Origin of the sequence: Methylobacillus methanolivorans (genome assembly GCF_044751345.1) — a bacterium.
In the GTDB taxonomy this organism is placed as follows: Bacteria; Pseudomonadota; Gammaproteobacteria; order Burkholderiales; family Methylophilaceae; genus Methylobacillus; species Methylobacillus methanolivorans.
In genome coordinates, this window is the sequence record NZ_JBIWXY010000001.1 from 423,400 (window position 1) to 436,077 (window position 12,678).

11 protein-coding genes are annotated in these 12,678 nt (G+C 52.7%); 9 read left to right on the plus strand and 2 right to left on the minus strand.

The genetic code is table 11. The annotated features are described in order from the left end of the window. Positions 1-15: 15 nt before the first annotated feature. The 5 genes from ACIKP9_RS02040 (at position 16) to ACIKP9_RS02060 (ending at position 7,639) form a co-directional block, all read left to right on the plus strand. Complete coding sequence (locus ACIKP9_RS02040; RefSeq protein ID WP_400878628.1) at positions 16-1,173, plus strand: THUMP domain-containing class I SAM-dependent RNA methyltransferase; 1,158 nt, start codon at positions 16-18, stop codon at positions 1,171-1,173. Beyond that, positions 1,166-1,543 carry a nucleotide pyrophosphohydrolase gene (locus ACIKP9_RS02045; RefSeq protein ID WP_400878631.1) on the plus strand — a complete coding sequence of 126 codons (378 nt, stop codon included), beginning with the start codon at positions 1,166-1,168 and terminating at the stop codon, positions 1,541-1,543. Before ACIKP9_RS02040 ends, ACIKP9_RS02045 begins: the two co-directional genes overlap by 8 nt. Positions 1,544-1,804: 261 nt before the next feature. Further along, a complete protein-coding gene (locus ACIKP9_RS02050; RefSeq protein ID WP_400878634.1) occupies positions 1,805-4,402 on the plus strand; it encodes a bifunctional diguanylate cyclase/phosphodiesterase in 2,598 nt (865 codons plus the stop codon). An 86-nt stretch (positions 4,403-4,488) separates the two neighbouring features. Beyond that, on the plus strand, positions 4,489-7,095 hold the full coding sequence (gene pepN, locus ACIKP9_RS02055; RefSeq protein ID WP_400878637.1) for an aminopeptidase N: 2,607 nt from the start codon (positions 4,489-4,491) through the stop codon (positions 7,093-7,095). Between the two features lie 139 nt (positions 7,096-7,234). Continuing rightward, a complete protein-coding gene (locus ACIKP9_RS02060) occupies positions 7,235-7,639 on the plus strand; it encodes a group III truncated hemoglobin (RefSeq protein ID WP_400878640.1) in 405 nt (134 codons plus the stop codon). A gap of 75 nt (positions 7,640-7,714) precedes the next feature. On the opposite strand, the gene tpx is transcribed toward ACIKP9_RS02060, so the two are convergent. Both tpx and ACIKP9_RS02070 read right to left on the minus strand, forming a co-directional pair. Then, positions 7,715-8,215, minus strand: coding sequence for a thiol peroxidase (tpx, locus tag ACIKP9_RS02065; protein WP_400878643.1), 501 nt, complete (start codon positions 8,213-8,215; stop codon positions 7,715-7,717). 84 nt (positions 8,216-8,299) lie between these two features. Beyond that, entirely contained in the window at positions 8,300-9,445 is a 1,146-nt protein-coding gene (locus ACIKP9_RS02070) for an FIST signal transduction protein (RefSeq protein WP_400878646.1), read from the minus strand. 307 nt (positions 9,446-9,752) lie between these two features. On the opposite strand from ACIKP9_RS02070, the gene ACIKP9_RS02075 reads away from it, so the two are divergent. From ACIKP9_RS02075 to ACIKP9_RS02090, 4 genes are read left to right on the plus strand one after another with little or no spacing between them, the layout of a single operon-like run. After that, positions 9,753-10,133, plus strand: coding sequence for a response regulator (locus ACIKP9_RS02075; RefSeq protein ID WP_230347005.1), 381 nt, complete (start codon positions 9,753-9,755; stop codon positions 10,131-10,133). Continuing rightward, a complete protein-coding gene (locus tag ACIKP9_RS02080; RefSeq protein WP_400878649.1) occupies positions 10,134-10,499 on the plus strand; it encodes a response regulator in 366 nt (121 codons plus the stop codon). Position 10,500: 1 nt separating this feature from the next. Next, positions 10,501-11,025 (plus strand): chemotaxis protein CheW, encoded by a 525-nt coding sequence (locus ACIKP9_RS02085; RefSeq protein WP_400878652.1) that lies wholly within the window; start codon positions 10,501-10,503, stop codon positions 11,023-11,025. 19 nt (positions 11,026-11,044) lie between these two features. Next, on the plus strand, positions 11,045-12,670 hold the full coding sequence (locus tag ACIKP9_RS02090; RefSeq protein WP_400878655.1) for a methyl-accepting chemotaxis protein: 1,626 nt from the start codon (positions 11,045-11,047) through the stop codon (positions 12,668-12,670). Positions 12,671-12,678: the final 8 nt, after the last annotated feature.

Consider the following 12,678-nt stretch of genomic DNA (forward strand, 5'->3'; position numbering starts at 1 on the left):
CGACCAGGATATTTCATGCACTATCAGTTTTTTGCCACTTGCCCGCGAGGGCTTGAATCCCTGCTCGAAGATGAGCTAAAAAGCCTGCATGCGCGCCAGATCAAGCCTACCGATGGCGGTGTAGGGTTTGCCGGGGATATGCTGCTTTGTTATCGCGCTAACCTTGAAAGCCGTATTGCCACACGTATCCTGCTGCAAGTGGGCAAGGGGCGCTATAGCAATGAAGACGAGCTATACCAAGGCGCCTATAAGATAGACTGGGCGCAGTGGTTCGAGGTGGAGCAAGACTTCATGGTCAAGGTTACTGGCGTGAAATGCCCGCTCAAGAGCCTGGAGTTTGCTACCTTGCGCATCAAGGATGCCATTTGTGACCGCTTCCGTGAGGAAGTTGGCAGTCGGCCCTCTATTGATACCCGCGAGCCGGAAGTGCGTGTGCATGCCTATCTGGGCGCGGAAGAATATCAGCTCTATGTCGATACCTCAGGCGCGGCACTCTATCAGCGTGGCTTGCGTCGTGCCAGCATCGAGGCTCCCCTGCGCGAAAACCTGGCCGCAGGCATACTCAAGCTTTCCGGCTGGCAGCCAGGTATGCCTTTGCTCGACCCGATGTGTGGCAGCGGTACTTTTTTGCTGGAAGCCGCAATGATGTCCCTGGATATTGCACCTGGTAGCAATCGCCACTTTGGTTTTGAGCGTCTGAAGAATTTCAATACTGGTGCCTGGCAATCCTTGCTCAAACAGGTAAAAAACCGTGCCAAACCTGTCAGCTTTCAGGCCATTTATGGTAGTGATGTTGACTTGCGTGCAGTGCGGGTGACCCGCCAGAACCTGCAACAAGCGGGCTTGCTGGATGCAGTGCAGATAGCCCATCGAGACTTTACAGAGGTTGTACCTCCCGCAGCCGAAGGCGTGCTTGTTGCCAACCCACCTTATGGTGTGCGTATCGGTGAAGATGAAGACCTCGCGGCGCTCTACCCCAAGATGGGCGAAGCATTAAAGAAGAAATTCGCAGGATGGAATACCTATTTCCTGACCAATGACATGCGCCTGCCCAAGCTTATGCGCTTGTCGCCCACTAAACGCACGCCGTTATTCAATGGCCCGCTGGAGTGCCGGGTATTCGAGATCAAGATGGTGGCAGGTTCCAACCGCAAGGAAAAACCCAATGAATGACGAGTGTCATGAGGCAGACTCCCTGGAAAACTTGCGTGCCAGGGTGAACAACTTTGTGGCTGAGCGGGATTGGGCGCAGTTTCATACGCCGAAAAACCTGGCGATGGCGATGATTGTTGAAGCGGCAGAGGTGGTGGAGCACTTTCAGTGGGATAGCCCGGCTGAAAGTGCAACATTGAGTGATGAGCGCAAGACTGAGATCGGACATGAGCTTGCGGACACCTTTGTCTACCTGCTGCGTATCGCCGAGGTGTGCGGCATAGACCTGATTGCCGCTGCCAATGACAAGATAGACCTTAATGCCAAAAAATATCCCGCCGACAGGGCGCGTGGCAGCAATGCCAAATATACGGCGTATCAAGATAAATAACGCCCTGTGTCATGCTTTAGGGCTGTCAGCAAGATATCAGCACAATCTCGTGCTCGCATAAAAAGAAGCGACTGAACACCAGCCTGTGTGGATCAGGTGATTTTCCTAATGTAGTGCCATAGTATCTGTGGTTTGATATCGGCCATGATCATGATCATTTTAAAATACATGGCCCGGTGCCTATGTTGGTGTGAGTCTTAGCAGATCAGCATTATTCGGGGAGTTGTTTGATTGTGTCACGATGACTTTGCTGGAGAGAGCATGTCTACCAACAATATCAATGAGCTACCCGATATCCCTGCGGTGCCTGCGTACCTGAGATTGGCTGGGCTGGAACAGGCCTTGGCGATTGCGGAGTTCTCCCCTGATGGTGTATTGCAGTGGGCCAATGCCCATTATTGGGCTTTGCTGGGCGATGCGGATACTGAAGTCATAGGAAGTCATCATCGCAGTTTTTGCTATCCTGCGCTGGCCGGGAGTGACGGTGAAGATGCTTTCTGGGCAAGACTGCGTAATGGGGAGGTATGCTCAGGGCAGGTTGAGCGGATAGATCACGCTGGCAATCGTTGGCTGGAAGCAACGTATATACCGGTGCCGGATGAGCAGGGCACGGTGATGCATATCTTCAAGATGGCGATTGATATCAGTGCCCGATTGCAGGCTGAGCGAGAACACCAAGAAAGCCTACATAGGCTTTCACTGGCGGCTGATGCCAGTGATACTGCCATTGCCATTTCTGACCCCCAGGGCAATATCGTGTATGTGAATCGCGGGTTCAGCCGGATGTTGGGGTGGCATCTGGATGAAATCAATCGGCCGATTTCCGAGCTACTGATGCCTGATGCCGAGCATGCTGCGCAGTATGCCTATTACGCGGGATTGGATACGGGCGAATCCACCGCCTGGGAAGATATTGTAGTCGGGCAAGATCAACAGCGTTACTGGGTCAAGATCGTCAGCAATTTGGTTACCAGTACGGAAGGTTGTTGGCAATATACAGTCACGACGTTGACGGATATTACCCAGGTGAAGCTATATGCTGCATTGCAACAGCCAACCCTGGATGCGATGGTGCAAGAGCTGCCCCTGGCGGAAATATTGGAGATTATCTGCCTCGAGGCTGAGCGTATCGTGCCCGACATGGCGACCTCTATTCTTGAGGTGGATGCAGCAGGAAAGTTGCATCCATTGGCAGCCCCTAGCTTGCCATATGCTTATTCTAAATCGCTGGACGGGGTGGAAGTCGGTCCGATGGTTGGCTCTTGTGGCTCGGCAGCCTGGTTGAACGAGACGGTCAAAGTCAATGACATCAAAACAGACACGCGCTGGTCACCTTTTTGCCATATGGTATGGCCGCTCGGCTATACCGCATGCTGGTCTACGCCAATTTGCAATTCTCATGGGATGGTGGTCGGTACATTTGCATTCTATTTCCATGAAAATAATCGGCCAGTTGCCGAGCGTTTTCATCCGCTCCTAGTCGATGCTTGCACGGCACTTTGTGCATTGGCGCTGGAGCGCGAGCATTCCAGGCAGCGTATCCGGCAGTTGGCTTTTTATGATGAGCTAACAGGTTTGCCTAACCGCAATCTGCTCTATGCCAAGGCTGAGCAGGCGCTAGCGGCCATGGCTCGTAATGAGCAGGCGCTTGCTGTGCTGGTCATGGATATGGATCATTTCAAAAAAGTGAACGACTCCCTGGGCCGCTCCGCAGGAGATGAACTGCTATGCCGGGTGGCAGCCAAGCTGAAACAAGGGATGCGCGCCATGGATATGGCGGGGCGCCTTTCTGGCAATGCCTTTGTTCTAGTATTGCCACAATGTGATGCTGCTCAGGTGCAGCATATCTTGGCGCGTATTCGTACTTTACTGATGGAACCAGTGCTGTTGGCTCGCTCCTCCTTGTCTGTGTCAGCCAGTGTCGGGATTGCTATGTTTCCCGAGGATGGCCGCGATGTAGGGACATTGCTGCATCGGGCCGAAATGGCGATGTACCAAGCCAAAAAGGCTGGTCGTGGCCAGTCTCGATTTTTTAGCAATGAAATCAATGTGCGCGCGCAAGAGCGCTTGATGTTCGAGAATGCCCTGCGCGATGCATTGCAGCATAATCAGTTGCATCTGCATTACCAGCCGCAGATGGGGCTTTCCACAGGTGATTTACATGGCGTTGAGGCCTTGGCCCGCTGGAATCATCCTGCCATGGGGGAGATACCTCCCGCACGCTTTATTCCACTGGCGGAGGAGTGTGGCTTGATCAATGAGCTAAGCCGCTGGGTATTGCACGAGGCATGCCGTCAGCTTGCTTCATGGCGTGCCACAGGTGTGCCTATCCCTTGTATTGCCGTGAACCTGTCGGTAAGCAACTTTCAGGATGTTCACCTTCCCAGCCTGATTGCCCACGTCCTGGAAAGTAATGGCTTATTGCCAAAGGATTTGATTGTAGAGCTTACCGAAAGCATGTTGCTGGACAACACTCCAGGTGTCATGCAAGTCATTGAGGCAATAGATGCGTTAGGAGTCAGGCTTTCCCTCGATGATTTTGGAACGGGCTATTCCAGTTTGAGTTATTTGCGTCGCCTGCCGGTATCTGGACTCAAGCTTGATCGCAGCTTTGTGGTTGATCTGGAACATGACGAGGCAGCGCAGGCCTTGAGTAGTGCCATTCTCGAGATCGGCAGGAGCTTGCATCTTCACGTGGTGGCAGAGGGGGTTGAAACCCCGGCACAACATCATATATTGCTTGAGCTGGGCTATCCTGTGGCGCAAGGCTATTTGTATTCGCCCCCGCTGCCCGCAGATCAATTGACTTCATGGGTACAGTCATCCAAGGAAGCAATACGCGATAAACACAAGACTTAAATTGCTGATCTTGTGGGTGAGGTGCCTGAAACCACAGCTCAGGCCGTATACTATCGGCATATTTACTCACCAAGAAACGCCTGTTTATGCCTCCAGATACCCAAGCCGCTCCCAATACGATTTACCTCAAGGATTACACTCCCGCGCCTTACCAGGCATCGCATATCAGCCTCAAGTTTGCATTGTTCGAGGATAAAACCATTGTCAGGTCGGAGGTGACTTACCTCAAGGCAGCAGACGCAAGCTCAACGCGATTAGTGCTTAACGGCCAGGATCAGGCCATTATCTCTGTGGAGCTTGATGGCAAGCCGTTTGATGGTTATCTCTTGGAAGAGGGCAGGCTGATCATTGACCAGCCTGGAGACAGTTTCACGCTCACCATTACCACTGAAATCCACCCTGAAACTAATACCGCGCTGGAAGGTTTATATAAATCCCAGGGTACTTTCTGCACGCAATGCGAGGCTGAAGGCTTCCGCCGGATTACTTACTTCCAGGATAGGCCAGATGTCTTGAGCGTTTTCTCTGTGCGCATCGAGGCGGATAAAGCGCGCTATCCGGTGTTGCTTTCCAATGGCAATCTGGTGGCTTCAGGTGAAGTTGAGGCGGGGCGGCATTTTACCGAGTGGCATGATCCATTCCCCAAGCCTTGTTACCTGTTTGCCTTGGTGGCGGGTGATTTGGTCAGGATTGCTGATCGTTTCGCCACGCAATCTGGCCGTGATGTTGATTTGCACATCTATGTCAGGAAAGGCGATGAGGGACAGTGCGACCATGCCATGGCTTCGCTGAAAAAGGCGATGAAGTGGGATGAGGAAAAATATGGCCGGGAATATGCACTGGATCTCTTCAATATCGTGGCTGTCAGCGACTTCAATATGGGCGCGATGGAAAATACCTCGCTCAACATCTTCAACACCAAGCTGGTGCTGGCACACCAGGAAACGGCAACCGACAGCGATTTCATCAGCGTTGAGGCGGTGATCGCGCATGAGTATTTCCATAACTGGACCGGTAACCGTGTCACCTGCCGCGATTGGTTTCAGCTCTCCCTCAAAGAGGGTCTCACCGTATTCCGTGACCAGGAGTTCAGCGCCGATATGAACTCACGTGCGGTGCAGCGCATTGATGATGTGGATCAGTTGCGCAGGCTGCAATTCCCTGAAGATGCGAGCCCGCTGGCGCACTCGGTGCAGCCGGATCATTTTATCGAAATCAGCAATTTTTACACCATGACCATTTATGAGAAAGGGTCTGAGCTGATTCGCATGCAGCATACCTTGCTGGGGGCGCAACAATACCGTCAGGCGACCGATCTCTATTTCGATCGCTATGATGGTCATGCCGTTACTATCAATGATTTTGTGCAATGCATGGCCGATGCTTCGGGGCGCGATATGTCGCAGTTCTTCCGCTGGTACAAGCAGGCTGGCACGCCTAGTTTGCAGGCTAGTGGTCGTTACAATGCCGAGGCCAAGCAATATACCCTCACATTCAAGCAATCACAGCCGGATACACCTGGGCAAAAGGATAAGCAGCCTTTGCTGATTCCAGTAGCCGTTGGCTTGCTCAACGAAGCGGGTGAGGAAACGCATGCCACCCAAGTGCTGGAGATGACGGAGCGTGAGCAGAGTTTTACGTTTAATGATGTGGCCGCGCGCCCTGTGCCTTCCATCTTGCGTGGCTTCTCTGCCCCAGTGAAGCTGAGTAGTGACCTGAGTGACGATGACTTGCGCTTGTTGCAGTTGAGGGATACGGATGGATTCAACAAATGGGAAGCCGGGCAAACCATTGCACTGCGTACCATCCAGCGCTTGATTGCCGACCCTGCCAGCGATACCACGCAATTCGTTGATGATTTCGGCGTTTTGATAGCGCAGGGCACGCATGATAACGTAGACAAGGCGCTGTTGGCTCGTGCGTTGTCGTTGCCATCTATCGCAGTGATTGCGCAAGCACAAGAGGTGGTGGATCCGGCCGCGATTGATCATGCCCGTGGAAGCTTGCTCAAGGCGATCAAGCGTGCCCATAAGGATACGTTGGCAAAGCTGTATGAGCATCATCACAGTGCAGGGGCATTCTCCATTTCACCTGCCGCGATGGGGCGTCGCGCCTTGCGTAATACCTTGCTGGAGCTACTGACGGTGACCAACGGCACGGGTTGTGCTGCACGTGGCAAGGCGCATTACGATCAGGCCGACAATATGACCGATCGCGTAGCAGCCTTATCCAGCTTGGCTGATAGCCAGCAGCCACAACGCGATGAAGTGTTTGCTGATTTTTACGAGCGCTTCAAGGGTTACCAACTTGTGGTGGATAAGTGGTTCTCGCTACAGGCCATTGCGAATCGTGACAGCATCTTCGCGGACTTTGCCAGCTTGCGCCAGCATCCTGAGTTCAATATCCGCAACCCGAATCGCGTGCGAGCTTTGTATTCAGCGTTTGCCGTGAATAACCCTGTGAAATTCCACGACGCTAGTGGTCAAGGCTATGCCTTGCTCAGGGATGCCATTATTGAACTGAATGCCATTAACCCGCAGATCGCTTCACGCCAAGTAACGCCTTTCCGCGAATGGAAGCGCTACACGCCAGTGTTGCAGGCACACATGCAGCAGGCGTTGCAAGCCATCATGGATACCCCCAAGCTTTCTAGAGATGTGTTTGAGGTGGTGAGCAAATGCCTGGCACCATAAGTTGCCTGTCATGATAATATAAACAAAACCCGGTCTGGCAACCTTTGTTGTTATCCCGGGTTGTTTTTTTGCCTTATTGTTGTATATTTAATGAAACAATGGAGATGTTTATCAGCGTGTCAGTAAGAAGGAGAAGGCAATGAGTCAACATGCAATCTGTACCGAAGATGAAATCAAGTCGCTGGTGGATACTTTTTATACCACCGTCCGTCAGGACGCGCTTCTAGGGCCGATATTCAATGGGCATATACAAGATTGGGATACTCACCTGAACAAGCTAGTGGATTTCTGGTGTGCGATCTTGTTGGGCAGCCGCCGGTTCTCGGGGACCCCTATGCCCAAGCATATCGCCTTGCCGGATTTGAGTGCGGAATTGTTCGAGCACTGGCTGTCTTTGTTTCATCAAACACTAGCCGAACAGCCTAACCGTGCCTTGCAGGCGCAGGCCGAGTTGATGGCTGGCAAGATTGCCAATAGTTTATGGATGGGTTACCAGATGCATCGCCAGCCCGAAGAGTTGCCGACAGGATTGGCATTTGCTTGAGCGTTTGTACAAGCGAGGAGCTTGAGGCTAAAAACAGTCAGCCGTGGCTCGAGCCACGGCTGAGCGGAGTGGGCGTTACAGCGCAGCCAGGGCAGCGTCGTAATTTGGTTCGTTGGCGATCTCGGAAACCAGTTCACTGTGCAGTACCTTGTTGTTTTCGTCCAGCACGACGACAGCGCGTGCGGTCAAGCCAGCCAGGCTGCTATCAGCGATCTGTACGCCGTAATCCTTGGAGAACTTGGCGGTATCACGGAAAGTAGATAGGGTCACGACATTTTCCAGGCCTTCAGCACCGCAAAAACGGCTTTGCGCAAATGGCAGGTCAGCAGAAATGCACAAGACCACGGTGTTGGCGATGCCACTGGCCTGCTTGTTGAAGGTGCGTACGGAAGTGGCGCAGGTTGGCGTATCAATACTAGGGAAAATGTTCAATACCTTGCGCTTGCCAGCAAATTCAGCCAGACCAACTAGGTTGCGCTTGGCATCTGCCAGCTGAAAGTCGGGAGCGGTTGCGCCTGGCTGTGGCAGGTTGCCGCCGATCTGTACTGGGTTGCCTTTGAGGGTGACGGTTGCCATCAATATAGTCCTTTTCTATCTGGTTTAAGTGAGGTTGGATGCCTGACCTTGCATCAAAGTTTCACGATCACTCAAGCTTCGCCATCATATGGCTTCGCTCAAGTAGCCTATGGTCATGGTCTGGTTATGCAGCACATTGTCCGTGGTATTGGGCCGCGGACAGAATTCCCCATAAGAGTAAAAGCCGGTCAATACGGTCTGGTTACCCAGTGTTTGTTGTACCGCATGAATTTCATCGGCGATCTGGTCGGCCATCACCAGTTTGCGCCCGACGCAGCTGACACACAAGGCTAGGCCGGGCTGATTGGTGTTCAAGTTGCCAGTGACCAGTTTGGCAGCGCCTCCTGCACCTTCCACCAAGCGGTCATGTGTGGTCTGGCAGAGGCGCACAGTTTCGCCTTCTTCCACGTTGCCAGCAAAGGTCAGGCTATTCTTGGATGCGTCGATTGAAAGTAGGGTGCGCACTTTTTCTACTTCACGCTTGCCTTCTTCAATCACGGCAAACGGGAAGCGTAGGCCAGAGCCGGGTAAGGTCTTGGCGTTTTGCTCGCCGATATACATGCGGTAAAGCGGCAACGCAGGTTTGCCATCCATTTCGTAGACGACGTTTTTTTCCGACTTAGTGATCTTGCGTGGCGGGCCATAAGGTTTCCAGCCACCGAGTGCGCCGCTAGCGGTAATCAAATGATCGCCATATAGTCCGATAGCAATTACCAGCCCTTCTTCTACGCTGTCGTTGAGGAGTTGCAGGGTTCTGGAGAATTCGGCATTGTCACCTGCCATGCCGCCAACGATAGGAATATCACCCAACACGCTCTGAAAGCCTTGTAACAACTCGGAGCCATTGATGTGCAGGCCGTCAGAGAATAGCAACACAGTGCGCAGGCTTTCTGACTTCAGTTGTTTGGCCAGGTTGACGGCGGTATCGGCAGAGCTCTGCATATTGTTGGCACGGGCGTAGGTTACGCGTTGCATGGTTTTATCCCATGCGATGGCGGTAATTTGCAGGCTGTCGTCGCTGACGCCGTGTGGGCCAATTTCACCTGAGGTCGTACAGCCGACGATCTGGGCAGACGGGTAGCGCTCCTTGAGTTGGGCTGGCAGCTTGGCATCGCCGAATCGCCTGACTGAGCCAAATACCAATACCAGGTTGGCATTGGGTAGTGGCGATGATGAGGGCAAATCCTTGATGCTCATCTTCGCCGTGAGGGCTTCCTGTCTGACTAACATGATCTCCGTTCCCTAAATGCCGCGGCTTGTGGGCGCGACGCTTCTGGTTATTGTTGTTTTGTGCGACTATGCAGATGACTAATCAAGTCATCATGCCTGATTGCAGCAGGTTATTTAACCTTTTTGTCTGCAGATTGACAACCTGCTTTTTGTGTCGCCAGTATTGCACGGCCTAGAAGTCTATAGATAGAATGGTACGAAAATCCGGCGCTCGCCTTGAGCGCCAAGAACAAGCCTGCTGCTCAATGCAGCCTGTCAATACAGGGGATAAAGGGTGGGGGAAACGGATCTATCAGGTGTGAAAGTGATGGTGATTGACGACAGTCACACCATTCGTAGGAGCGCCGAGATTTTCCTGAAGCAATCAGGGTGTACCGTGTTTCTGGCCGAGGATGGCTTTGATGCCTTGTCCAAGATCGCGGACCACCTGCCAGATGTCATTTTTGTCGACATCATGATGCCGCGCCTTGATGGCTACCAGACTTGCTCCCTGATCAAGCGCAATGCGCGTTTCAAATCCATTCCCGTGATTATGCTTTCCAGCAAGGATGGCTTGTTTGACCGTGCCCGCGGACGCATGGCGGGATCTGATCAATATCTGACCAAGCCTTTTACCCAGAATGCCTTGTTGGACGCAGTGCGCCATTACAAGCTCAGCCCAGGTGCATTAACAACGGAACAAGAGTAAATGACGATCAAGAAAATCCTGGTGGTAGATGATTCAGCAACTGATCGCTTGTATTTAAGCGAGTTATTGCAAAAAGCTGGTTTTGAGGTGAGTACAGCGGAAGATGGTCAGGATTGTCTGGATAAAGTGAGTATTGCCATGCCTGACCTGGTGTTGATGGACGTGGTCATGCCTCGCTTGAATGGCTTTCAGGCGACGCGAGCCTTATCCAAGAACCCTGCCACCGCGCATATCCCCGTGATCGTTTGCACTGGCAAGGAGCAAGCAACTGACCGCATGTGGGCATTGCGGCAAGGTGCCAAGGACTGTGTGATCAAGCCGGTGGATGCCGATGAACTACTGACCAAGATTGCGGAGCTAGGCTGAGGTGGCTAAATCCAGGCTCAATCTCCAAGCCTATCAGCAAGGTATCCTCGAACGCCTGCAACAGGTGACTGCAGAGCCAGAAGCGAATCGCTCCAGGTTGGCTGTGTATGCTGGTAGTGAGCGGTATCTACTGGATTTGCGCGACATCAGCGAAGTGTTGCCCGTGCCGACAATCCAAGCTGTGCCATTGGTGCAGCCTTGGTTTATGGGAATGGCGAATATTCGTGGCAATCTCTATGCGATCACTGATCTGGCAAGGTTTCTGGGGGTAAGCCAGCAGGCTGCCGTGATCACCGTTGAAAGTCGTGTGTTAATTGTGCATGGTGATTTTGGCATCAATGCTGGTTTTCTCATCGATAGCCTCGCTGGCCTGCGTAGCCTGGATGAGTTCAAGCTGCTGAACATGGTGGCGGATGTGCCGTCCCATGTGGCAGGGCGTTATGAGGATCAGCAGCATTATCAATGGGAGGTGCTGGATATAGCCCTCATTCTTGAGAAAAAAGAATTTCTGCAGGTCGCTGCCTGACAGAAAGCGGGAGACAAATATGGCATTGAACTTTGCAATATTCAGGAATCTGTTGGGTAGGAGGAAGGTCGCTGATCAGGTGCTTCCTGAGGTAGGCAAGACCAGTCGGGGCGTGTTGGGTGCTTTACTATTGGCCTTGGTGCTGGCTTTGTTGGGACTGTTGCTGAATCAGCTACAAGTCGCGCGTAATCATCAATTCACTGATCTTGTCACCAACCTGAAAGTAGAAGCGCAGCAAGTTGCTCGCGATGCTGCGCTGAGCGCTGGAGGCGATGCAACTGCCACAGGCCGCATCGCTACTACCCTGGAGCAGGCTTCCGCTCATCTCACACAGTTACATGACTTGCAGCAATCTGCCTTGCTGGAAACTGCAGAGGTGAATCAACAGCTGAACCAGTTGGATGAAGCCTGGGCTGATTTGCGTGCACAGGTATCTTCATCTGGCGGCATAGGGCAGCTTGCGACCGCAAGCGATTTGACGGTGCAGGCGACACACCAGGCCTGGCAGGCTTACCTGGAACAAGGCAAGGCTGGCTGGTGGTTGGCCTTATCCGTGGTGTCCGGCCTCCTGGCATTGGCATTGCTGGTACGTATTGGTTATCAGCAGGTGGGTAGTGCCCGTGGCCGCTTTGAGGAAATTGAGCAGACTAACCTGAATAATCAGGAAGCCATCCTTAACCTGCTGGATGAAATGGGTGACCTGGCGGATGGTGACCTGACGGTAAAAGCGGAAGTGGCTGAAAACATCACTGGCGCGATTGCCGACTCGATTAACTACACGATAGATAGCCTGCGGGACCTGGTGACCGAGATCAACCGTGCGACTGAGCAGGTGAACCAGGCCACGGCCCAGGCGCAGGAAACCTCAAGTGCGCTCCTGAATGCTGCAGAGTTGCAGTCGCAACAGATTACGGAAACAGGCGAAGCTGTTAACCATATGACCCAGTCCATCATGCAGGTGTCGAGTAATGCGGAAGAGGCTTCTGACGTGGCGCGGCGCTCGCTGGATGCCACCAACCAAGGAACGAGGGCGGTACAGAACACGATTGTTGGCATGAATGAAATCCGCACACAGATTCAGGAAACCTCAAAACGTATCAAGCGCCTAGGTGAGAGCTCGCAAGAGATTAGCGAAATTGTGGACTTGATTTCCGATATTACCGAGCAGACGAATATTTTGGCATTGAACGCTGCCATCCAGGCAGCTTCTGCCGGTGAGGCAGGCCGTGGGTTTACCGTGGTGGCGGAAGAGGTGCAGCGTCTTGCCGAGCGTTCTTCCGAGGCGACCAAGCAGATTGGCGCGATTGTGAAGACAATTCAGACTGATACCAACAGTGCCGTGGCGGCGATGGAGAAAAGCACGGAGGGCGTGGTGGAAGGTGCGCGTCTGTCTGATGCTGCCGGTAAGGCGCTGGGGGAGATTGAGAATGTGACCAATAACCTGGCCCGCTTGATTGAGGAAATCTCGCATGCGACTGAAGCCCAGACCAAAGCGGCTGCAACGGTAAGTTTAAATATGCAGCAGATTCATAGTATTACATCTCAAACTTCAGATGGAACTAGAAAAACAGCCAACTCTATTGGCCAGCTTACTAGCCTTGCTGAGGAGTTGCGTGCTTCGGTGGCGGGTTTTAAGCTCAACTAGGATAGATT